Genomic DNA, 21,954 nt, shown 5'->3' with positions numbered 1-21,954 from the left:
TTAACTTATTTTTAAAAGCAATTTTGTTTTCATGATGTAATTTTTCAATATCTTGGAAAAATTTAAGTGGTCAAATAATTAATTTTTCATTAATTTTAAAGTAGGTTTCAGGGATTTATCATGAAATTATATATCAAGTTTTTAATTTAATTGCTTTTAATTTTCAATTCATAAAAATCATCTGGTGCTATCTACATCATTCAAAAGTTTTTGATTCGATTTCACCGCTTTTCAAATCCTGGAGTGCATTTTTGAATTCTTCGCATGTAAGTGCTCCGGGAATTGCTAGAATTTCATCTCCGTTTTCAATAAAATAGCATGGCACGGCATATACCCTATTCAGTTTGGCATCTTCCTTGTCAATTTCAACTTCCACTTTATATGCATCGCTTTCAAGCATATCGCGGACTTCTTTTGTATCAATTCCTTCAGATGATGCGATTTCAATTAACAGATTCTTATCGTTTAATGTTTTGTTTTCACATAAAAAAGCCCTATATAGTTTTTCTATAATATTTTCAACTAATTGGGGATCGTTTTTGCTCATTGTAAGTTTCAATAATCTGTGAGCGTCTTTTGATGGTGAAATCTCTGCATTGGAATAGTCCAAATCCAGGCCTTCCTCATGGCCTATTTCATCAATTTCATTAAGCTGTTTTGTCGCTTCAAACTCAGGTATTCCGTATTTTCTTGCATAATGATTGCGCATTGGCACAACAACATTTTCTTCAAGTTCCTCTTCAAGTTCGAATGCTTTCATTTCCATTTCAATCTTTAATCCCAATTCATCAATAGCCTTTCTAAGCCTTGTATAACCGATGTATGAATACGGACAGTTAAAGTCACTCCAGTATATAATTTTCATTTTAATCCCTTTTTCAAAAATTTTTTCTAAAAAACTAATATTTCATAACATTTATTTATTAATTCTTATATAAAGATATATATTATAAACTAATTGATTTGCATGTTGAAAATATGGAAATCAAAATTGTTTAAAGGGAAATCGTTACCCTTATAGCATTAGTGATACAGTCACTTTTTCATTTTAATAGACGACATAAATTGATTTTATGGAGAATTTTATCATGCCAATAAAAGAGGCAGACAAGTCATATGAACATAAAAAATTAGAAAAAAAGATTCAAAAATTCTGGAAAGATGAGGATACATTTTCAAAAGTAAACAAACTTAGAGAAAATGGTCCTAGATACTCATTTTTAGATGGTCCACCTTACTGTAGCGGAAGAATACACTTAGGTACAGCCTGGAACAAGACAATTAAAGATACGTACTTACGTTTCAAATCCATGAACGGATTCAGCCTAAGACGCCAGGCCGGATGGGATATGCACGGTCTTCCAATTGAAAACAAAGTGGAACATTTAATGGATATCCAGTCCAAACAGGATATCGAAGAAAAAATTGGAATAGCCGCTTTTGTAGATAAATGTAGAGAATTTGCAATGGAAAACAAAGTGGCAATGGAAGAGCAATTCGACCAATTGGGTGTTTGGATGGATTGGGATGATCCATACATGACCTTGGATCCAAAGTATATGGAATCATCATGGTGGACACTTAAAAGAGCAAACGAACAGGATTTGCTTGTAAACGACCAGAGGGTAATTAGCTGGTGTCCTCACTGTGGAACCGCTCTTGCAGCTGCAGAAATTGAATATGAAGAAAAGGTTGACCCTTCCATATTCATTAAGTTTCCGGTGACTGGTGAAGAAAATACCTATTTCCTTGTTTGGACAACAACTCCATGGACATTGCCTGCAAACCTTGCAATCTGTGCAAATCCTGAATTTGATTATGTTTATGTTTCAAAAGATGGAGAAACCTATATTTTGGCTGAAAATCTGATGGAAGATGTTTTAGGAAAACAGGTCAAAATCCATAAGACTAAAATCCCTGCTGAAAAAGAAGACGAAGAAGACCAAGTCATCGAAGAAAAAGAAGTAATGTATGAAATAATCAAAACAGTTAAAGGTCAAGAGTTAATAGGTATGGCTTATGATTATATTTTGGCTGATGAAATTCCAAAACAGATGGAATTTGACTCAGAAATTGAAAAGGTTCATACAATATTGCCTGGAGACCATGTAGAGTTAGGCGAAGGTACAGGTTTAGTTCACACCGCACCGGGACACGGTCCGGACGACTTTGAAGTAGGTCAGGCTAACGGACTTCCAATATTCTGTCCTGTGGGTGAAGACGGATGTTTCACTGAAGATGCGGGTAAATACAATGGTAAATTCACTAAAGAAGAAAACCAGCAAATCATTGAAGACTTACAGGCTAAAAACTTGATGTACAGAGTGGAAACCATCGAGCACAGATACGGTGTTTGCTGGAGATGTAAAACTCCAATCATATATCGTGCAACCAAACAATGGTTCTTGAAAGTCACTGAAATCAAACAGCAAATGTTGGATGAAATTGCAAAAGTCGAATGGGTACCTAAATGGGCTGGAGAAGGCAGATTCCATGATTGGGTAGATAATGCACGTGACTGGACAATTTCAAGACAAAGATATTGGGGTATTCCAATTCCTATATGGGAATGTCCTGACTGCGGCGAGCTAAAGGTAATCGGTTCACTTGACGAACTTAAATCCGAAGCGCTAAATGAAATCAATGTCAGTGACGCTGAACTCATCCACAGGCCATATGTTGATGAAGTTGAAGTGAAATGTGACGGCTGCGGAAAAGCTATCAAAAGAATTCCTGACGTATTGGATGTATGGATTGACTCCGGTGTGGCAGGATGGGCTTCACTATACTATCCTGAAGAAAAGGAAAAATTCGAAGACTGGTATCCATATGACTTTATCACAGAAGGGCATGACCAAACCAGAGGATGGTTCTATTCTCAACTCGGAACAGGAGTAATTTCAATGGGTAGGAGTCCATATAAAAAAGTATTGATGCACGGATTTGTTTTAGATGAAAAAGGAAACAAAATGTCCAAATCATTAGGTAATGTAGTATCTCCTGAAGAGGTAATTGAAAAATACGGTGCAGATGTTTTAAGGTTCTACCTGTTATGGGCTTCAAAACCATGGGACGACTTGAAGTTCGTATGGGATGAATTATTGAACATTAACAAGATGTTCAACATCTTATGGAATGTTTATGTATTCTCAACAACCTACATGTCTTTAGATAACTTTAACCCAATGGATGTAACTGAAGATGACATTATCTTAAGGCCTGAAGACAGATGGATTATATCAAAAGCAAATACTCTGGTAAAAGATGTAGCCGATGATTTTGATAAACTATTCTTCCATAAGGCTACAAGAAAGATAAATAACTTTATACTTGAAGACTTAAGCCGCTGGTATGTAAGGCTTATTCGTGGAAGAACATGGGTTGAAAGTGATGATCCTGATAAATTAGGTGCATATTACAGTTTATACACTGCACTTACCAAACTAATCTTTGTATTATGTCCTATTGCTCCTCATGTGTCTGAAGAAATCTATGACAATCTTGTAAAAGGAGTAAATTCTGATGCGCCTGAAAGTATTCACATGAATGATTGGGGTTACGATGAGGATGCAATTGATGAAGAGCTTGAAAGCAAAATGGATGTTGTGCGTGAGGTAATAGATGCATCCATAAGGGCACGTGACATTGCACAATACAAACTCAGATGGCCTGTTTCAGATATTACTGTTGTATCTCAGGATGAAGATGTTTTAAAAGCTATTGAAGAGTTAACTGATATCATTAAAGATCAGTCCAATACAAAAGATGTTTTATGTGCCAGTGAATTTGAAAAGTTATCATTCAATGCAAAACCTAACCTCAAGACCTTAGGTCCAAGACTTAAAGGAGATATGGGTAAGGTAATGGCTGCGTTAAAACAGGGTGACGGTAACCAAATCAAAGCAGACCTTGAAGCCAACGGAAGCATTAGCATTGAAGGACATGAATTATCTGCTGATGATGTATTATTTGATTCAGAACTTCCAGATGACTTTGTTTCATCAGAATTTGAAGGTGGAAATGTATTTGTAAATACAAATATAACTCCTGAAATCAAACAGGAAGCTATGGCTCGTGAACTCATAAGAAGAGTTCAGGACATGAGAAAAGACATGGATTTGGATGTGGAAGCAAACATCGATGTTTGTGTTGAGACAACTTCTGATTTTAAAGATTTAATCACTCCACAATCTGAGTTTATCTCACATGAAGTTAGAGCAAAAAGCTTAACGATTGTGGATAGTGAAATTTGCGATAAAGATAGTGATTATGAAAAAGAATGGGATATAGAAGGCGAAAAAGTAGTCATATCCATAAAAAATATCTAAGGTGTTTTAAATGACTTTAACAGATTCTGAAGTAGAATATATTGAAGGTATTCTTGGTAGGAAAATGAATGAGCTAGAGGAAGGCATGTTGGATGTAATGTTTTCCGAGCACTGTTCATACAAAAGCAGTAGGCCAATTTTAGGTACTTTCCCGACTGAAGGAGAAAATATCATTTTAGGTCCGGGTGACGATGCAGGATTAGTGTCAGTAACTGATAAATATGCTCTTGCAGTAGGAATGGAATCACACAACCATCCATCAGCTATTGAACCTTATGGTGGGGCTGGAACAGGTATTGGTGGTATTTTAAGAGATATCATTTCAATGGGTGCAATGCCTATTGCTCTTCTAGATTCCTTAAGATTCGGACCATTAGAAGATGAAAAATCAAGATATTTATTCGAACATGTCGTAAAGGGAATTTCAGATTACGGTAACCGTGTCGGTGTTCCAACCGTTGCCGGTGAAATAGAATTTGATGAATCATTTAGAACAAATCCTTTAGTAAACGTAATGTGTGTAGGTCTTGTTGAAAAGGATAAGATTGTACGCGGTCAGGCACCTTATGTTGGGGATGTATTCTTCCTTATGGGCGGAACCACAGGACGTGACGGAATTCACGGTGTAACATTCGCTTCAGAAGAGTTAACGTCTGACTCTGAAACTGAAGACAGGCCTGCTGTACAGGTTGCAGATCCGTTCACTAAAAAAAGAGTGCTTGAAGCATCACTTGAAATATTAGAGGAAATCGATGTAAGTGGTGTTAAGGATTTAGGTGGTGGAGGTCTCACATGCTGTATTTCAGAGCTTGTAGATGAATCAGACAATGCGGCATTTGTAGACTTACGTTCAATTCCATTAAGGGAAACCGGTATGACTCCATATGAAATAATGTTGTCAGAATCCCAGGAAAGAATGGTATTCGTTTTAAACCCTAATGATGTTGAAAAAGCTAAAGAAATCTGTGATAAGCATGAAATAGTGTCCGCTGTAATCGGTGAGGTAAGAGAAGGTAACAATATGGTCATTTCAGATGATGGTGATGAAATTGCAGACTTGCCAACAATCCTATTGGCAGATCCGCCTTCACTAAACAGGCCTTTGGAAGAAATCCCAGAAGACTTGGAACCTGTTGAAGTTGTACATCCTCCAGTTAAGGAATCTTTACTTAAATTGCTGTCTTCACCAAATATTGCTTCCAAAAGCTGGGTTTACAAACAATATGATCATGAGGTTCAGGTAAGGACTGTTGTAAAGCCGGGTGATGATGCAGCAGTATTAAGAATTGATGATGAAACAGCTATTGCACTTACCACAGACTCAAATACAATTCACACCAAACTCTCTCCATTTAACGGAGCAGCAGGATGTGTTGCAGAAGCTATCCGTAATGTAGTTTCAATGGGGGCTACTCCTTATGCTGTAGTGGACTGTCTTAACTTCGGAAATCCTGAAAAGCCTGATATTTTATGGCAGTTCAAAAGAGCTATTGAAGGCATGAGTTTAGTGGCTGAAAAATTCGATGCACCTGTCATCAGCGGTAATGTAAGTTTCTACAATGAAACTGAAGGAATCAAAATCAATCCGACTCCTGCAGTTGGTGTTATCGGTGTTGAAAACATTGAAAACATCAGAACTATGGACTTTAAAAACGAAGGAGACAAAATCCTATTGATTGGTAAGACCTATGATGAGTTAACAGGTTCTGAATATCACCGTACAATTCACAATCTGGAAAAAGGTGTTGCTCCAAGAATCAGAATTGATGATGAAGTTGCCAATGCTAAAACAATTTTAAACCTCTTGGATGAAGATGAAGATAATGACATAACTGCAATACATGATGTATCAGCAGGTGGTTTAGCTATTGCACTTTCAGAAATGGTAATATCTTCAGATAAAGGTTGTGAAGTAGAATTGACCAGTGATGAATTGGATGAAAATCAATTGCTTTACTCAGAAAGTCATGGAAGATATTTGCTGACAGTTAAAGCTGATGCATGTGAGGAAATATTGTCTAAAATGGATGTTCCTGTAGAAGTCATCGGTGAAGTTAAAGGAAATGTCTTGAAAATCAATGACAATGAATTTACAATTGATGAACTTAAAGATTCATATTATGGCGTAATTGAAAAATATATGGCATAAATTTGGTTGGTTGGTGTTTATATGTTTTTATCTAAATTGGAATCTTTAGGAAATGCTTTAAAGCTTATTGATAATCATCAAAAAGTCATGGGCACTGAAGAAGTTCCATTATTTGAAGCTCACAAAAGGGTTTTGGCTGAGGATATCATGGCATATCATAACTCACCTCCATTCGATAAGTCTGCAATGGATGGATTTGCACTTAAGGGAGAAAACACTTTTGGTGCATCACAATCCAATCCTAAAACTTTAAGGATAGTTGATGCTATAGGTGCAGGAGATTTCTGTGACAAAACTATTAATGAGGGGGAAGCTATTGTCATAGCTACAGGCGCACCCATTCCTGAAGGGGCGGATGCAGTATTGATGAAGGAATACACTACAACAGATGGGGATGAGTTAACTATCTATTCTCAGGTTACTCCTGGTGAAAACGTTTCTCCAAAAGCTGAAGACATCAGGAAAGGGGAGAAAATCCTATCCAAAGATACTTTTATCAGATATCAGGAGATGGGACTGATTGCTTCAGCAGGTTATGACAGCGTTGAAGTTTACAGAAAGCCGAAAATCAAGCTGATTATTACAGGTAATGAGCTTGTTGAACCTACAAAGGAAGAAATTGACAAGGCTAAAATCATCAATTCCAATAAATACGCCATAAAGGCAATGATTGAGGATGCCGGTGCTTTGGTAAGCATTTCACATGCTGGCGATACTTTTGATGAGGTTCGAGAAGAAGTCTTAAAGGCAACTAAAGACTATGATGTCATAATGACTACTGGTGGAACAGCTATCAGTAAAGGTGATGTTGTACTTGACGTTGTTGATGATTTGGGAGAAGTTCTATTCCATGGTGTTGCAATAAGACCGGGCAAGCCATTTGGTGCCGGTGTAATCAATGATAAGATGATATTTACATTTTCAGGTCAGCCTGTAGCTGCAATGTCTCAGTTTGATATGTTTGCACGTAAATATTTATTCAAGATGCAGGCAAGGGAATTTGATTTCCATATTGTAAAAAGGGAAGCCCAGTTAAAAATACCTTCTCAGCTTGGAAGAACTGATTTTATCCGTGCATTTTCAGATGATACTCATGCAAGGCATATCCTGAACAGAGGTTCAGGAATTATTCGCTCAATGGTAGAGGCGAACAGCTATATCATCATTGATGAAAATGATGAAGGATATCAGAAAGGCGATATAGTTGACGTTGTCTTTTTCGATTCACTACTTTGGTAGTTAATGTGGTGTTTTAATGAATGGGATTTATTATTATGTGATAGCTTTCTTTGTCATCTGGACGGTGGCTTTAATATTTAATAATAGATTATCCACTCATGGATTTTCAATTGAATTTCCAGTGATAATGTGGAGAACTGATAAGTTAAGAGGTCTTATCAGTCGTATTGCCAATATTTCTCCACGCTTCTGGAAGTATTTCATGACGGTCGGTATTTTTGTAGCTTTCGGTGCAATGATTGCAATGGCATGGCTTTTAGTATCGTCACTGGAAACTATTTCAACAACACCTTCCGTGTCTCTTGTGATTCCTGGAGTTGAAATGCCCGGTTCGTCAATCTATGTTCCTTTAGGATATGGTCTGATAGGACTTGCTACTGTTTTGATTGTTCATGAGTTTTCCCATGGAATTCTTGCAGTCAGTGAGAAAATAAACATCAAATCAATTGGTTTATTGTTGTTTGCCATAATTCCCGGTGCATTTGTAGAGCCTGATGAAGAGGAATTGAAAGCATCTTCAAAATTATCTCAGCTTAGGGTTTATGCTGCAGGTTCAATTGCAAACATGTCCCTTGCCGCAATTGCTTTGGTTTTGTTTTTGGTGATTTCATCATATGCAATTCCTGCCAATTTTTCTGAAAACGGTATAGAAATCAATCGTGTAGTAAGCGATTCTCCAGCTAGTCAATATTTAAAAGAAGGAATGGTAATCGAGTCAATAGACAACCATACTGTTGACAATTCAGATAGCTATTTGAATGTTGTCGGATCATTCAAGCCAGGGGATAATGTTACTGTCGGCACGAATCAGGGCTCGTATACGATAACGCTTGATAAAAATCCAAACAATGAATCCGTAGGTTACTTTGGTATTCAGGCAGCTAAGCATTATGAACTAAATAACAATGCATTTGGCTCATTACCTTGGATATACTTTGGATTAGCAGAATTATTCCAATGGATGTTTGTTTTAAACTTAGGAATAGGTACATTCAATTTGCTTCCAATGAAACCTTTGGACGGAGGAAAGATGCTTGAGATTTTACTCAGCTATAAACTTCCGGAAAATCAGTACAAGCCATTGGTAAATTCAATTTCTGTGATTATGGCAATGATTATTGTATTCAGTTTAGTGGCAAGTTTCCTTTAAGCTTTATTATAAAATAGAAAATAACCAATTAAAATAGAAAGCATGAAGGAATTAACAACACTATTTACAAAAATTAACTATATAAGTCTCGTGTTGAAATAATTCTTCATCACATCAAATAAGATTCCATTCCAATGATAATGATGATTAATGTAAGGAGATGTTAACCATGCTAACCAGACCTTTGTATGAGAAAGATTATGAAGCATTAACCTATAAAGAAAGTGCAGAATTGAGAATGAAAGAATTAGAGTTAAAAATGGAACAAAAAGACCAGCAAATGCAAAAATATATGGAATTTGCTGAAAAACAAATGGGTGATAAGGATAAGCAATTAGAACAGTATAGGGAATTTGCTGAAAAACAAATGGGTGATAAAGATTTAGAAATTGAGCATCTTTTGAAAGAAATTGACAACTTAAAAAGATTAAATAGCAAATAAAAGGATGAAAATAATTATTTTTTCATCCTTAAAGATTATTTTTAATTTTTGAGTATGTGTTTACTATTTTTTGGGTTTTTATTTAACAATTTTTTAGCATGTATTTAAAAAATGTTGATGGTTGAAAGTGTTTAGTTTTGTACGGTTACGAGTTAGGTTTAATTCTTTGTATGTTGTTATTATTTTTTTTCATATTTTTGAGTGAGGATAGAATTTCTTTGAGGTTTGACTTTCATTGAAGTAGTAGTCTTTTATTTTTAATGTTTTTTAATTTTATTTTTTCTTTTAGTAGTTCTGTATGTTCGTTATGGAGTTTGTTTCTTTTTTTGAGTTAACTTTATGTTGGTTATAATTCACTGTTTTATTATAATATTGATTTTAATAGGTTATATTTAAAAATAAGGTTAAATTGTTCTTTGTTGACATATTTAATTTATATATTTTATTTAATAAATAGAATACTGCATATGTATGATTTAATTTTTTTCCTCGAGGTTTAAAAAAACAGACTGGTGATATGAAATTATGAAAAATGATGGAAAGATTAAGCTGGAAACACTTGTGGATAAGATGATGGTGGAACCTAACCATAATCCTCGTGATCATAGTTTTAGGTTTTTTGTAAATGAATATCCTGAAGCTGTCCATGAAGCATTTGATTTTCCAGGTAAATACAAACGAAAATTGGATTTGAATATGTTGACTGCAACTAACAGGCCTTTGGAAATGGATTGTGCTCAATTAATTGATCCAAAAGATAATATAACTTGTACATCAACGATTAATGTTGAGCATCAAACATATCCTATAGAAAATAAGATTGATGCAATATATGATTATAAAATCGGTTTGATACATCAAAACAATATTCCATCCAATTCAGTTGTCATGACGAATATGGACTTGGGAGGAGAAAGCATTCTTTGTGAGTCCCATGACCAGACATTCAAATTGAGGGTGAATAGAGTAACTTTTGAAAAATTTCAAAAAGAATAAAAATATTGAATGATAAAATAGAAAATAACCAAAAACTATCCTTAAATGAATTGATGTATTTTGCTTACATTGCAATATTTGTAGATGAAAATCATGCAAAAGATACCATGGAAAAATTGTCACTGTTGTTTGCTGAGATTGGGCAAATTGATTTTACTGTTGAGTTGGATTTGCATCAGATTCTTAAAAGTATGATTAAATTTCATTTTAGGGATGATGAGGATTTTTGTAAGGAGATGTTAATTATGATATCTAAATCGTTATACAGTAATGATTATGAAGGATTGATCTATAAGGAAAGGTCAGAATTACAAATAAAAGAACTAAATCAGCTGTTGGATGAAACGAGTCAGCAGTTGGATGAGAAGGATTTGCAGATTGAACATCTTTTGGAAGAGAATAAGAAATTAAAAGGTTTGAATGGGATGAAATAATATTTTTTTAAAGGCTTTGGTTGTTGGTGTAAAAAATAAGAAAAATTGAAAGAAAATAAATTCTTCCAATTTAGAAGTATCTTTCTAAAATACCTTCTAAGATTTTGTAGTGACGACCTTCGTCTTTGGAACTTTCTCTGAAGAAATCAGCAGCGGTTTCGATTCCAGCTTCTTGAGCTTTTTCAGAAGCTTCTCTTTTTTCAGCGTTAGCCATTTTTTCTCCGCCCATCATCCATTCAATGTTTGCTTTGAGGTCATCTTTAATAATTCCGTTCATTTCACAGAATCTTGCAGCATGTTCAGCTTCTTCCCATGCTAATCTTTTGAATACTTCAGCTAATTCTCCGTAACCTGCTCTGGAAGCTTGTCTGGACATTGCTAAGTAGATACCTACTTCGTTAGTTTCTCCTTCAAAGTTTCCTGCAACAAATTTTTCTACAGGAGTTCCTTTTGTAATACCAATTTCATGTTCGTATTTTACCATAATAATACATCTCCATTAATTAAATTATAATTCTTTACAAGCTTGTGCTAATTTTTTACCTAATTCGTAGCTTGCTTCGTTTTCATCTTCGGTTGGGATGAAGTAAATTTCTTGAGTGTCTACAATATCAAATCCACAGTTACCTAATTCTTCAGCGAGTTTAGCAGGAGCTCCTCCTCTTCCACCCATGGAACCAAAGGTAACAGCTTTTCTTTCAATACCGGTTCTGTTGAATAAGAGACCTTTTAAGTAGTACATGATGTCTCCGATACTTGGGTATGGTACATCGTTGATTGTAGGGTCACCGATTGCAACTCCTTTACTGGTTAAGATACTTTTAACGATTTCTGATCTTTCATCTTCGTGTAAGAAGAAGATTTCAACATCGTATCCTTCGGAAATTGCACCTTCAGCGATTTCGTGAGCCATGGTTTGGGTTGAGTAGTGCATTGTATCGTAGATGATTGTGATTTTGTCTTCACATACACCAGTTGCCCAGTTTTGGTATGCTCCGATAATTTGCATTGGGTCAGTCCAGATTTGACCGTGGGATGGTGCAATTACTTTGATTTGATCGAGTAATCCTAATTCTACAACTTCATTTAATTTTTTAAGTACTAATTTTGAAAGTGGGGTAATTAAGTTTGCGTAGAATTTTTGAGCAGCATCCATTAATACGTATTCAGGGATTTCGTCACTGAATCTTTTGGTGTAACATAAGTGTTGACCGAATGCGTCGTTAGGGAATAAAATTCCAGTGTCATCAGCAAGTAAGGTAAACATGCTGTCCGGCCAGTGGAGCAAGAAAGCATCTAAAAATGCTAAGGTTCTTCCACCAACATCTAATGTGTCGCCGGTTCCAACAGTAATGAATTCTGCACCTTCTAATTTAGGGTAGTGTTTTAAAAGTCCTTTTACTGCAATTTCTGTACAGTAGATTGGTGCTTCAGGGAATCTTTTGTGTAAGTCATATAAAACACCGGAGTGGTCTTTTTCAACGTGGTTTTGGATGATGTAGTCAACTTTTACATCTCTTCCTTCTTGTGCGAATGCATCATCGATACGTGCCATCATTTCAGCGGTTTTTCCAGGGTAAGCATTATCAATGATTGCTGCTTTGTCTTCTCCAAATACAATGTATGCATTGTAAGTGGTTCCATCTAAGGTGTATCCGTGGTAGCTTCTTAAATCCCAGTCAAGAACACCAATCCAGTATACTCCTTCGGCTATTTTTTGAGCGTTAGCTTTCATATTATATTCCTCATATTAATTTTGTTTCAATCCATACGAATAAACATATAGATTAAATATATCTATGTAAATGTTAACTATATATAGATTTTGTTTTAATGAATAGTTCGTTTGATTAATTGAACAGTTGAGAAATTTATTGATTTTTTATCATAGCATTTATTCAATTTTTAATATAATTTTAGTTAATTATATTAAGTTAAAAATTTAAAATAAAGTTAAGAGGTGTAAATTAATGGGTGATGAAAAACCAATTCAAATATTCTCCAATTCTGAAAACAATATAGGTGTTAATGTAGTTAAAAGTCCAGTAAAACTCACTATTTTGGAAATGTTAAGGGATAGTGAAATGGAATTTGATGAAATTGTCTCAAATACTGGTAAATCCAAATCTACTGTTTCTGTACACTTGAAAAGCTTAAGAGAATTGGGAATAGTGTCATATAAAATTCATCCTGAGGATAATAGAAAAAAGATTTTTTACATTAATTCAAAATATTTGGGTTCCGTTAACTTATCTGAACAAAAAGAGCTTGAAGAAACCCAAAAAGATTACTTAATTAATAATATCATTAATGATGATGGTGATTTCACTGTCTTATTATTCCATACTTTAAGGTCAATGCTTATCCAGGAGGGAATAAATATAGATCCTGTCCTGCAGGCAACGGGTAATCAAATCGGCAAATCATTATTCGATTTATTATATGATGATAATCTGGAAATATTCTTGGACAATATTGCTAAATTTTGGAAAAACAAGGGTTTGGGAAGGGTCTCATTTGAAATAGGTGATATAATAAAAATCACTTCTAAAGACTGTTTTGAATGTGAACTGTTGCCAAAAACAGGAAAACCTGCATGCTTTTTAGATACTGGTATCTTTGAAGCATTGTTTTCTGAATACTTCAATTCACCTGTAAGCGTAATTGAAATTCAATGTTATACTATGGGTGATGGCAAATGTGTTTTTGAAGTTGAACCATTAACTCTCAATACGAATTAATCATCCAGTTTTATGATGGTTGTAGTAAGATAAGGTTTATCCTTTGAAAAGCCATCAATTATTTTTTCATTTTCTCGGGTACAGTTTTGAACGGAATATATGTCTGTAGTGCGTTTGTTGTTTTCAATTTTCAATTCCAGTTTGCGCATGTTTCTTGATGCTTTCATTAAAGCTATCGCATTGCTGTATTCCATTACATCATTTAATCTGTCATCAATTTTAGGAACAACAGATAAAATATCATTTTGTTCAACCAATGCTTCATTACGAGCAGCAGCACAGGCTGTAAATGAAGTGATTCCAGGAACGGTTTCAATATCATAGGCTCCTTTCAGTTTCTTTTGAACATATGAGTAAGTACTAAAAATTGAAGGGTCACCAAGGGTTATGAATGCAACATCGCGTCCTGTATCTAGATATTGTGCAATCATCTCGGAAGCTGATGTCCAGACCTTTTCAAGTTCTTCTTTGTCTTCAATCATAGGAAATATTGGTTCTACTAGCATTAATTTTTTATAGTCATCCCTACCTTCAATCACTGGTTTGACGATTGAAAGTGCTATACTTTCCTTTTCTTTTGAGGATTTTGGTGAAAAAACTACCGGTACGGATTCCAATATTCTAACAGCTTTTAAAGTTAATAATTCAGTATCTCCAGGTCCAACACCAATTCCATATAATTTTCCTCTTTCAGCCATATTATCACTTATAAATATTTCTTATCAAATGCTCTTATATAATTTATTTATAGCATGCTATACTAATATATTTTTAATGTCAAATTCTATGTTTTGTCCAAATTGTGGTATGCTTAAAAGCAATTGTATTTGTAGTAATAAGAAATCTAGTGAAAAAAAGCCTTCTAGAGATTTATTTAGTTTCGCTCAACCTAGAACGTCTTCTATTTTAGATGATGAGATTCCTGAAGTCTATTCTATAGAAGACCATAAGATGCAGGTCAATAGATTTTTTGAACTTAAGGAGCAATATCCCAATATTGATGAGGAGATAATTGAGAACTTTCCGTTTGACGAGCCAAGGGTTGGTCAATTTGAGATTATTCAAGATATTGATGATGCAATTAAGCAAGGCTATAAGTATATTATTTTGGAAGCTGGAACAGGTACAGGTAAATCTGCAATTGCAACTACGCTTGCAAAAATGTATGGTTCTGCTTATATTCTGACCATGACAAAACAGCTTCAATCCCAGTACAGCAATGAATTTGAGTTTCCTCTTGTTAAGGGAAGGTCTAACTTTTCGTGCTTGCATGATGGCCTTGATGTTACATGTGATATGGGGGCCTGTAAAACCTCTCCTACTTCAAGCAATTTCTTTTGTGCATTCGGTGTTGCCAAAAACCCGACTTTGGATGCGGAACTTGCATTTGAGGATTCATTTGGTGGCGCTGTATTTTACCAGTCAGCTGGTCATTGTCATTACTGGCAGCAGAAGGCTAATGCTGTCAACTCACCAATCACTTTAATGAATTATGACTATGCCATTGCAGAGTTAAACTATGTAAAACATTTTGGAACCCGTTCACTTCTCATTTTAGACGAAGCTCACAATATCGAGTCTAAACTGATGAATACAATGGAAGTCAACCTGTATAATCACCGTTTGGAAAAAGATATAAGCAAAGTCATATCCAAAGAGACTCTTCAGGACGGTGAACTTGAAGATTGGCTTTTAGAAATTTCAGCTATCAGTGAATCATATGAAGACATTGAAATTAAGGATTTATCTAAAAATAAGGCTGATAGGATTCGATCTACAATTTCCAGACTCAAGACACTTAAGAAAAACCTTGAAAATGAACCTAAAAATTGGGTTATAGACAGTGATGAAAATGGTGTTTCTTTCAAGCCGTTAAGGGTTCATCATTACGCAAAGGATAGTCTTTTAAAATATGGGGATGTTGTAATTTTCATGAGTGCAACTATCCTGTCCAGTAATCTATTTGCTAAATGGTTGGGTCTATCCCCTGATGAAGTATATCATATCAAGGTTGACAGTCCATTCACTAAAGAAAAAAGACCTATAATTTTAAATCCTGCAGGTAAAATGTCCAAAAATAGGATTAAAAAGACTGCTCCTAAAACTATCCCTATCTTAAAGGAAATACTTGAAAAGCATAAGGACGAAAAGGGACTGATTCATACCAACAGCTATAAGTGCCAACATTACATCAATAATAATCTGATTAACTCAAGATTGATTTCCCATAATTCTGATAATCGTGAGAGAATATTGAATTATTTTGAAAAGGATGAAAATCCGTTGGTTCTTGTTTCCCCGTCAATGAGTGAAGGTGTTGATTTGCCTTATGATAAGTGCAGATTTCAGGTAATCTATAAGATTCCTTTCCCTTATCTTGGAGACAAACAGATTAACATGAGAAGAAAAACAGACCAGAAATGGTATGCATATAAGACTGTCATGACATTGATGCAGGCTTATGGTAGGGGCATGCGTGCAGAAGATGACTATTGCTACACTTATATTTTAGATTCAGATATTAATATGGTTCTTAAAAGCCCAATTTACAGGTCGTTAGTACCAGACTTTTTTAAGGAAGCTTTAGTTAGGGTTAAAAAATAGTTTAAATAAAATAATAGCGGACCTGGAGGGATTTGAACCCCCGATTTCAGGATCCGAAGTCCTGTGTCATTCCTGACTAGACCACAGGCCCAATAAAAAAATTATTTTTCATCTTTCAAATCTTCAACATCAGCAAAAATCTCATCAATGGACTCGCCGTCAAGCTGTGCTTGCTCATAGTCTCTTTCTTCAATTTCTTCTTTTATTAATCCTTTATCATCAGGGTCTTTTTCACGTGCAGGAGGAAGATTTTCAACATCAATTTCTTCTTCTACTTCTTCGTGTGTTTTTTCAGGTTTGTTGACAGTTTTAGAAAAAGATTTTTTGAGACTACTTTTAAGCTCATCCATATCAAATTCACCAATTTTATAGGATTCTTTGTCTAATGGAATATTACTTTTAGGAATAGTTGGCTCTTCTGGTTTTTCTTCAGCTTTTTGCAATTTTTCATCTGGTTCTTCATCCTCATTCATTGAATCAAACATACTATCAAATGGATTTTTAACATTTAATATTTTAAATAATCCATAGATAATTAACAATGCTCCAATAATTATTAAAAGAACTACTAAAAAGTTATTTTCACCGGAAACTACATTATCTACAATTCTGTCAGTTCCGGAGTTAAATACTATAACTGAAGCTATTATAAATATAATTCCTAAAATTAAACTTACTATGGCTAAAATTGGCTTTTCGCCTATTTTAAAGTTAACCATATTATCAAAATTTTCATTAATTGCATCTTCATATCCTGATGCTTTATTTACTACTTGTGATTCCTTGTCAATTTTTTCGTTAATATCAGTTTCAATAATGAAGTTTTCATCGATTTCAGCATCATTTTCTAAATTAACTGCTTCAATAGAATCTTTTCCTGGACGGTAGATATATTCATCATCAAGTTCATACTCTTCCATTCCTTCATTGAGGAAGTTAATTAACTCTTCATCTTCTTCAATGTCATCTAATTCGTCCTTTTTTTCCTCTGCTTTTTCTTCAGTTTCATCATCGTTCATATGATCAAACATGTTTTTCAGATTGGAAATTCTATTTTCTTTATCTTTAGAATCTTTCATAATGCTTCCTCTTAATCATAATCTCTCCATTTGTGTCCACATTTAGCACATTCAAAGAATCTTGTAGGTGCTTCATCAGCACTTCTGGTTTGTTTTAATTCATAATAAGCTTTATCATGACCACATTCGGGACATACTTCTGTTATTTGGGATCTCATATCTTCAACTTCACCCATATTAACAACACCTTGTTTACCTTTCACTTTTTGTGAAACGGAGTATTCGTTGTTGTCTGAAGATAAATCTTTTGTATATCCGCAACTGCATTTAAGTTTATTATCGTTAGGAAGTAACATTGCTCCACATTCTGGGCAAAATTCCATTTTATCAACCTCTTATTTTATTTATATCAAATTAAGATTTTTATTTTAAATTATTTAAATATATACTTTTTTTTAATATTAATATTTACATTATAATAGATTTTAGGCAATCCTTAATAATTTTTGCATGGTCAAAAGCAAGGTTTATTTTTTCCAAATCCTCCTGTTTAAAAAGGCCTATGTCACATGCATCATCTGCAGCATTCATTTTTTTCATATTTCCTCTTGCAGTGTAGGTTATGCTTACAGTATGTCCTCGAGGATCTCTTGAAGGGTCAGAATATACTCCAACAAGTTCTTTTAGTTCAACATTAATGCTGGTTTCTTCTAAAGCTTCTCTTATTGCCGCATCTTCAACGCATTCCCCATAATCTACAAAACCACCTGGCAGTGCCCAGTAGTCTTTATATGGTTCATTTTTACGTTTAATTAGTATAAAATTTAAATCATCATCAAAAATAAAAATGTCTGTCGTTAAGCTGGGATTTCGGTATTTTCCCATATTAATCACATAAAAAAGTAAAAGATATTGAAGTTATAAGTTTTCTTCAATAAGTTGTTTGAATGATTCACTATCTGCCTTAAGTTGTTCAGCAGCTCTTTTTAATGCATCTTTTGGATTTCCTTCTTTTGTTTTAATGGTCATTATTGGTTTTCCAGTAAGTGGGTGGTCAATGTTGTAAACTGCATATTCAACATCTTCATCTTGCATTAAAATATGTCTGAGTGCATTGCATACACCATGACTTTCGTCTTCAATTTCAAATTCTATTTCATTAGCAGTTTTATTAAGAATTTTAATATTATCCATATTATCTACCTAATTTTAATTTACATAGTTTGTTGAAACTTTACGTTTTTCTTTTCTATTACATGAGTTACATTGAACTTCGTCTTTTTTATTGGTGGTGTGCATATAATCTCTGCATCGAGTACACATCGCTTTTAGGACACCACAATCTTTATCTACAGTACTTAAATCAACATTATCTCCAGTTATTTTAACTACTTTAGCTTGGACTATATCGCCTATTCTAAATGCATCCCCTAATTTTTCTAAATAATCCTTTTTAGCTTGGGAAATATGGATTGCTCCCATATATGGCAATGCTAAAGGTCTAGGATTGTCTTTGATACATTCAATATTGATATTTGCCCTTTGCGGTTTAATGTCAGTAATTTGGCCATATACAATATCACCTTTTTTCAAAAGAGCAGGTTTTCCAAATTTTGAGTCAACTGAGATAATTCTCTTTTTTTGGTTAATTTTAACATTTCCTAGTACTGATGATTTAATTTCTCCATCGTCATCATAAGTACCTTCTCCAGGTACATACTGTTCAATTATTCCTAATTTATCTCCTGGCATTACAATTTTCTCTTCGTTTTCGCCCATATTAAATCACCAAAGTAAGAAAAATTTCATTAATATAATATCTTTATTAATTGTTTATATTTAAATTTTTAGTGCATCATCGTCTTCTAAAAAGTATTTCATCCAATTGATAGTTTTCCCATTCTCTTTTGTTCAGCACTATTTCAAGTTCCTGTGGAGTAATTAATGGTTTTTTATACATTTGAGAATCGTCAATAGCTATTCTTGGACATGCAGTAACTACAAATGCATCCAAATCGAAATATGGTAATAGCACATCAGGATTTACATTATCTACCATTATTACAAATCCCTCCATTCCACTATCTTTCAGGAGCTTCTTGATTTGCTTTGCAAGTTCAAGCCTGTATTGGCCTTCTTTTGAGGATACAATTATTCCCCATTTTTTGGCTTCACGTGCCTTTGTAATTCTTGCAAAGCGTATTCTTAAAATTCTATCGGCATAATCAGTCATTTCCCTTAATTCATTGTTGTACGGGTCAAGGGCATAGACGGGAGATTTTGTAAATAAATATATTCCAAGAGGGTGGAAGTTTCCGCTTCCGATGAATAAGAAAACATCAGCATCCAAATTTTTTATTGATGAAAAATTGCATCCCAGTACCTGCCCTTTTCTTGTGCTTTTAGAAGATCCAAGAACAACTTCCTTGCCGTTGTCCTCTAGAAAGTCTTTCATTTCATTTAATAAATGCAGGTGTTGTGTTGTTGTAACCAAAGCTATTCTTGAATAGTCCTTTAGGCTTTCAAGGCATTTCTTTAAATCTTTTTTAACATCAATATTGGAAAATGCCTCTATAAACACTGTCGGCACTTCATATCTGATGGGCAGTGGGGTATGGCCAAAATGAACTATCAAATCAACTGAATCCTTCATCTTATAGTCGCTTACATCACATGCTCCAAAGCAGGGATCACCGGATATGATTACATTAACATCACATTCCTCTTCGATTTCACGTGCAATACTGACAGCCTGCATTTTAAGGCCTTCCGGAAACTGAAGGCCTACATTTCTAACATTTTTGGAATTGATTTTACGGATTACCTTATCTAAATCCATATTGTATAGTGACATTTTAATCTTCAATTGTTTTTTCGATAACTACTTTTCCATCAATGACATCAAGTTTTATTATGGAAAGCACTTCCACACCGGTTTCCTTTTCAACAATTTCCTTTCCTTCTCCTTTTTCGATAACGGCTACTGTTGATTTAATTTCCAAACCTAAGTCCTCTAAAGTTTTGATAAGGGCAATCAATGTTCCGCCGGTACTTACTACATCATCGATAAGCAGAATTTTTTCGCCAGGATGCAAGTCATTGATATAAAGGTTTGATGAACCGTATCCTGTTTTTTGATATACCTGCTTTTCTCCTTCAAGACCGTATTGCCTTTTACGGATTACAACAAATGGAATATCTGTTGCAAGGGACAGTGCAGTTGCCAAATGTATTCCCATTGCTTCAACAGCAACAATTTTATCAATATCCAAGTCCGCATGTTTGTGAACTACTAAAGATAATTCTCTTAACATTTTCGGGTCCATTGCTGGAACACCGTCACTTATGGGATTAACAAAATAGTTATAATCTCCTTTTTTTACAATAGGGGAAGACTCCAATGATTTTTTTACTTCTTCTAACATAGTCTCACACAAAAATTTTAAAACTTAATATAAATATAAATATATCTTAATATAATTAATAAATTTATTTAAAAGTGATAATATGCTTGGAAATTTAGGTGAAAATCTCACTAATACAATGAAAAAATTAGTGGGAATGTCCGTTATTGATAAAAAAACAATAAAAGAAGTTGTTAAAGATATTCAACGTGCATTAATTCAATCTGATGTTAATATCGCTTTAGTATTAGATTTATCTAAAAAAATTGAAGAAAGGGCTCTTGAGGAAGAACCTCCAAAAGGAATCACTCCAAGAGAACATGTTATAACAATCATCTATGAAGAAATGGTAAATCTTTTGGGCAGTGAAGCTGCCGGTTTGGATATTAACGAAAGACCTTATAAAATATTATTCTTGGGACTTCAGGGTAGTGGTAAAACAACCACTATCGGTAAATTATGTAGATATTTGCAGAAAAAGGGTTTCAATCCTGCTGTCGTATGTACGGACACATGGAGACCTGCTGCTTATGAACAATTAAGGCAGTTAACAGAAGAGATGGATGTACCGCTTTACGGTGATCCTAATAATAAGGATGCTCTTGATTTGGCTGAAAAAGGTTTAAAAGAATTTAAAAATCGTAAAGTCATTATTTTCGATACTGCAGGTAGACACAAAGAGGAATCTGATTTGATTGCAGAAATGGATCAATTGGATGATATAATCAACCCTACTGAAGCTATCCTTGTTATTGATGGTACTATTGGTCAGCAAGCTGGTGAACAAGCAAGAGCATTTTCACAAGCAACTGACATAGGATCAATAATCATTACAAAATTGGACGGTTCGGCAAAAGGTGGGGGTGCAATGTCTGCTGTCGCTGAAACCGGAGCTCCAATTAAATTCATAGGTACCGGTGAGAGAATTGATGACTTTGAATTATTTGACCCAGAAAGGTTTATCTCCAGACTGCTTGGAATGGGAGATATCAAAAGTCTAATTGAAAAGGCTGAAGAAAATATCGATGAGGACATTGCAGAAAAAACCATGAACAACATGCTGAAAGGTAAATTCACTCTTGTTGATATGAAAAACCAGTTTGAAATGATGAATAAGATGGGTCCCATGCAACAGGTATTGAACATGATTCCGGGTATGGGCAATAAGATTTCTAAGGAAGCATCAAAGATGACTGAAGATAAAATAGAATTATACAAAATCATGATGTCATCAATGACCCAGGAAGAAATGGAAAATCCTAAAATCATCAAACAGTCCAGAGTTCAAAGAATTGCTCGTGGAGCAGGTGTTGAAGAATCTGAAGTTAAAGACCTATTGAAATATTACAATAACACTAAAAAGACCATGAAAGGAATTGGAAAACGTGGTGGTCGTTTAGGTGGCGGTGCAATGAACCGTATGATGGGTCAATTCATGAAATAAGATT

Annotated in this window: 21 protein-coding genes and 1 tRNA gene; 10 read left to right on the top strand and 12 right to left on the bottom strand. The window is 34.4% G+C overall.

Going from position 1 to position 21,954, the window contains the following annotated elements:
- Window positions 1–196: 196 nt before the first annotated feature.
- A complete protein-coding gene (locus SM9_RS11110) occupies window positions 197–865 on the bottom strand; it encodes a DsbA family oxidoreductase (RefSeq protein ID WP_058740202.1) in 669 nt (222 codons plus the stop codon).
- A 223-nt stretch (window positions 866–1,088) separates the two neighbouring features.
- Here SM9_RS11110 and ileS point away from each other — a divergent pair, with 223 nt between their 5' ends.
- From ileS to SM9_RS11075, 7 genes are all read left to right on the top strand, one after another.
- Complete coding sequence (gene ileS / locus SM9_RS11105; protein WP_058740201.1) at window positions 1,089–4,328, top strand: isoleucine--tRNA ligase; 3,240 nt, start codon at window positions 1,089–1,091, stop codon at window positions 4,326–4,328.
- A 10-nt stretch (window positions 4,329–4,338) separates the two neighbouring features.
- On the top strand, window positions 4,339–6,477 hold the full coding sequence (gene purL / locus SM9_RS11100) for a phosphoribosylformylglycinamidine synthase subunit PurL (RefSeq protein WP_058740200.1): 2,139 nt from the start codon (window positions 4,339–4,341) through the stop codon (window positions 6,475–6,477).
- Between the two features lie 21 nt (window positions 6,478–6,498).
- Window positions 6,499–7,716, top strand: coding sequence for a molybdopterin molybdotransferase MoeA (locus SM9_RS11095; RefSeq protein WP_058740199.1), 1,218 nt, complete (start codon window positions 6,499–6,501; stop codon window positions 7,714–7,716).
- A 16-nt stretch (window positions 7,717–7,732) separates the two neighbouring features.
- Window positions 7,733–8,866, top strand: coding sequence for a site-2 protease family protein (locus SM9_RS11090; RefSeq protein ID WP_058740198.1), 1,134 nt, complete (start codon window positions 7,733–7,735; stop codon window positions 8,864–8,866).
- 169 nt (window positions 8,867–9,035) lie between these two features.
- Window positions 9,036–9,308 carry a hypothetical protein gene (locus SM9_RS11085; RefSeq protein WP_058740197.1) on the top strand — a complete coding sequence of 91 codons (273 nt, stop codon included), beginning with the start codon at window positions 9,036–9,038 and terminating at the stop codon, window positions 9,306–9,308.
- Between the two features lie 525 nt (window positions 9,309–9,833).
- Window positions 9,834–10,304 carry a hypothetical protein gene (locus SM9_RS11080; protein WP_058740196.1) on the top strand — a complete coding sequence of 157 codons (471 nt, stop codon included), beginning with the start codon at window positions 9,834–9,836 and terminating at the stop codon, window positions 10,302–10,304.
- Window positions 10,305–10,309: 5 nt separating this feature from the next.
- The gene (locus SM9_RS11075) at window positions 10,310–10,738 is read left to right on the top strand and encodes a hypothetical protein (RefSeq protein ID WP_058740195.1); all 429 of its coding nucleotides are present in this window, start codon (window positions 10,310–10,312) and stop codon (window positions 10,736–10,738) included.
- Window positions 10,739–10,808: 70 nt separating this feature from the next.
- On the opposite strand, the gene SM9_RS11070 is transcribed toward SM9_RS11075, so the two are convergent.
- Both SM9_RS11070 and SM9_RS11065 read right to left on the bottom strand, forming a co-directional pair.
- Entirely contained in the window at window positions 10,809–11,222 is a 414-nt protein-coding gene (locus SM9_RS11070) for a ferritin-like domain-containing protein (RefSeq protein WP_058740194.1), read from the bottom strand.
- A 24-nt stretch (window positions 11,223–11,246) separates the two neighbouring features.
- A complete protein-coding gene (locus SM9_RS11065; RefSeq protein ID WP_058740193.1) occupies window positions 11,247–12,473 on the bottom strand; it encodes an FprA family A-type flavoprotein in 1,227 nt (408 codons plus the stop codon).
- Window positions 12,474–12,708: 235 nt separating this feature from the next.
- Here SM9_RS11065 and SM9_RS11060 point away from each other — a divergent pair, with 235 nt between their 5' ends.
- Window positions 12,709–13,479 carry a V4R domain-containing protein gene (locus SM9_RS11060; RefSeq protein ID WP_058740192.1) on the top strand — a complete coding sequence of 257 codons (771 nt, stop codon included), beginning with the start codon at window positions 12,709–12,711 and terminating at the stop codon, window positions 13,477–13,479.
- On the opposite strand, the gene cobI is transcribed toward SM9_RS11060, so the two are convergent.
- Window positions 13,476–14,177 carry a precorrin-2 C(20)-methyltransferase gene (gene cobI / locus SM9_RS11055; protein ID WP_058740191.1) on the bottom strand — a complete coding sequence of 234 codons (702 nt, stop codon included), beginning with the start codon at window positions 14,175–14,177 and terminating at the stop codon, window positions 13,476–13,478. The two genes, SM9_RS11060 and cobI, sit on opposite strands and share 4 nt — an antisense overlap.
- 76 nt (window positions 14,178–14,253) lie before the next feature.
- On the opposite strand from cobI, the gene SM9_RS11050 reads away from it, so the two are divergent.
- Window positions 14,254–16,083, top strand: a complete 1,830-nt coding sequence (locus tag SM9_RS11050; protein WP_058740190.1) for a helicase C-terminal domain-containing protein — start codon at window positions 14,254–14,256, stop codon at window positions 16,081–16,083.
- Between the two features lie 17 nt (window positions 16,084–16,100).
- Here SM9_RS11050 and SM9_RS11045 read toward each other — a convergent pair.
- From SM9_RS11045 to hpt, 8 genes are all read right to left on the bottom strand, one after another.
- Window positions 16,101–16,174 (bottom strand) — tRNA-Arg (locus tag SM9_RS11045).
- Window positions 16,175–16,184: 10 nt separating this feature from the next.
- Window positions 16,185–17,162 (bottom strand): hypothetical protein, encoded by a 978-nt coding sequence (locus SM9_RS11040; protein WP_058740189.1) that lies wholly within the window; start codon window positions 17,160–17,162, stop codon window positions 16,185–16,187.
- Between the two features lie 11 nt (window positions 17,163–17,173).
- The gene (locus SM9_RS11035) at window positions 17,174–17,485 is read right to left on the bottom strand and encodes a transcription factor S (protein WP_058740188.1); all 312 of its coding nucleotides are present in this window, start codon (window positions 17,483–17,485) and stop codon (window positions 17,174–17,176) included.
- An 85-nt stretch (window positions 17,486–17,570) separates the two neighbouring features.
- The gene (locus tag SM9_RS11030; protein WP_058740187.1) at window positions 17,571–17,987 is read right to left on the bottom strand and encodes an NUDIX domain-containing protein; all 417 of its coding nucleotides are present in this window, start codon (window positions 17,985–17,987) and stop codon (window positions 17,571–17,573) included.
- 33 nt (window positions 17,988–18,020) lie between these two features.
- Window positions 18,021–18,296 carry a DNA-directed RNA polymerase subunit L gene (locus SM9_RS11025; protein ID WP_058740186.1) on the bottom strand — a complete coding sequence of 92 codons (276 nt, stop codon included), beginning with the start codon at window positions 18,294–18,296 and terminating at the stop codon, window positions 18,021–18,023.
- A gap of 15 nt (window positions 18,297–18,311) precedes the next feature.
- Window positions 18,312–18,881 carry an exosome complex RNA-binding protein Csl4 gene (locus SM9_RS11020; RefSeq protein WP_058740185.1) on the bottom strand — a complete coding sequence of 190 codons (570 nt, stop codon included), beginning with the start codon at window positions 18,879–18,881 and terminating at the stop codon, window positions 18,312–18,314.
- Window positions 18,882–18,957: 76 nt separating this feature from the next.
- The gene (dph2, locus tag SM9_RS11015; RefSeq protein ID WP_058740184.1) at window positions 18,958–19,956 is read right to left on the bottom strand and encodes a diphthamide biosynthesis enzyme Dph2; all 999 of its coding nucleotides are present in this window, start codon (window positions 19,954–19,956) and stop codon (window positions 18,958–18,960) included.
- Between the two features lies 1 nt (window position 19,957).
- Complete coding sequence (hpt, locus tag SM9_RS11010) at window positions 19,958–20,527, bottom strand: hypoxanthine/guanine phosphoribosyltransferase (protein WP_058740183.1); 570 nt, start codon at window positions 20,525–20,527, stop codon at window positions 19,958–19,960.
- Window positions 20,528–20,609: 82 nt separating this feature from the next.
- Between hpt and SM9_RS11005 the strand changes: the two genes are divergently transcribed.
- Window positions 20,610–21,950 (top strand): signal recognition particle protein Srp54, encoded by a 1,341-nt coding sequence (locus SM9_RS11005; RefSeq protein ID WP_058740182.1) that lies wholly within the window; start codon window positions 20,610–20,612, stop codon window positions 21,948–21,950.
- Window positions 21,951–21,954: the final 4 nt, after the last annotated feature.

Source organism: Methanobrevibacter millerae, assembly GCF_001477655.1.
In the GTDB taxonomy this organism is placed as follows: Archaea; Methanobacteriota; Methanobacteria; order Methanobacteriales; family Methanobacteriaceae; genus Methanocatella; species Methanocatella millerae_A.
Note: the sequence above shows the minus strand (reverse complement) of the source record. Positions and strands in the feature narration are given on the sequence as shown.

Bases quoted from the DNA above. Each gene is read 5' to 3' on its own strand.
- SM9_RS11080 (WP_058740196.1), top strand. From the start codon at position 9,834: ATGAAAAATGATGGAAAGATTAAGCTGGAAACACTTGTGGATAAGATG.
- SM9_RS11070 (WP_058740194.1), bottom strand. From the start codon at position 11,222: ATGGTAAAATACGAACATGAAATTGGTATTACAAAAGGAACTCCTGTA.
- SM9_RS11005 (WP_058740182.1), top strand. From the start codon at position 20,610: ATGCTTGGAAATTTAGGTGAAAATCTCACTAATACAATGAAAAAATTA.
- SM9_RS11060 (WP_058740192.1), top strand. From the start codon at position 12,709: ATGGGTGATGAAAAACCAATTCAAATATTCTCCAATTCTGAAAACAAT.
- purL (WP_058740200.1), top strand. From the start codon at position 4,339: ATGACTTTAACAGATTCTGAAGTAGAATATATTGAAGGTATTCTTGGT.
- SM9_RS11110 (WP_058740202.1), bottom strand. From the start codon at position 865: ATGAAAATTATATACTGGAGTGACTTTAACTGTCCGTATTCATACATC.
- SM9_RS11050 (WP_058740190.1), top strand. From the start codon at position 14,254: ATGTCAAATTCTATGTTTTGTCCAAATTGTGGTATGCTTAAAAGCAAT.
- SM9_RS11085 (WP_058740197.1), top strand. From the start codon at position 9,036: ATGCTAACCAGACCTTTGTATGAGAAAGATTATGAAGCATTAACCTAT.
- cobI (WP_058740191.1), bottom strand. From the start codon at position 14,177: ATGGCTGAAAGAGGAAAATTATATGGAATTGGTGTTGGACCTGGAGAT.
- SM9_RS11035 (WP_058740188.1), bottom strand. From the start codon at position 17,485: ATGGAATTTTGCCCAGAATGTGGAGCAATGTTACTTCCTAACGATAAT.
- SM9_RS11025 (WP_058740186.1), bottom strand. From the start codon at position 18,296: ATGGATAATATTAAAATTCTTAATAAAACTGCTAATGAAATAGAATTT.
- dph2 (WP_058740184.1), bottom strand. From the start codon at position 19,956: ATGTCACTATACAATATGGATTTAGATAAGGTAATCCGTAAAATCAAT.
- SM9_RS11040 (WP_058740189.1), bottom strand. From the start codon at position 17,162: ATGAAAGATTCTAAAGATAAAGAAAATAGAATTTCCAATCTGAAAAAC.
- SM9_RS11020 (WP_058740185.1), bottom strand. From the start codon at position 18,881: ATGGGCGAAAACGAAGAGAAAATTGTAATGCCAGGAGATAAATTAGGA.
- hpt (WP_058740183.1), bottom strand. From the start codon at position 20,527: ATGTTAGAAGAAGTAAAAAAATCATTGGAGTCTTCCCCTATTGTAAAA.
- SM9_RS11030 (WP_058740187.1), bottom strand. From the start codon at position 17,987: ATGGGAAAATACCGAAATCCCAGCTTAACGACAGACATTTTTATTTTT.
- ileS (WP_058740201.1), top strand. From the start codon at position 1,089: ATGCCAATAAAAGAGGCAGACAAGTCATATGAACATAAAAAATTAGAA.
- SM9_RS11065 (WP_058740193.1), bottom strand. From the start codon at position 12,473: ATGAAAGCTAACGCTCAAAAAATAGCCGAAGGAGTATACTGGATTGGT.
- SM9_RS11090 (WP_058740198.1), top strand. From the start codon at position 7,733: ATGAATGGGATTTATTATTATGTGATAGCTTTCTTTGTCATCTGGACG.
- SM9_RS11095 (WP_058740199.1), top strand. From the start codon at position 6,499: ATGTTTTTATCTAAATTGGAATCTTTAGGAAATGCTTTAAAGCTTATT.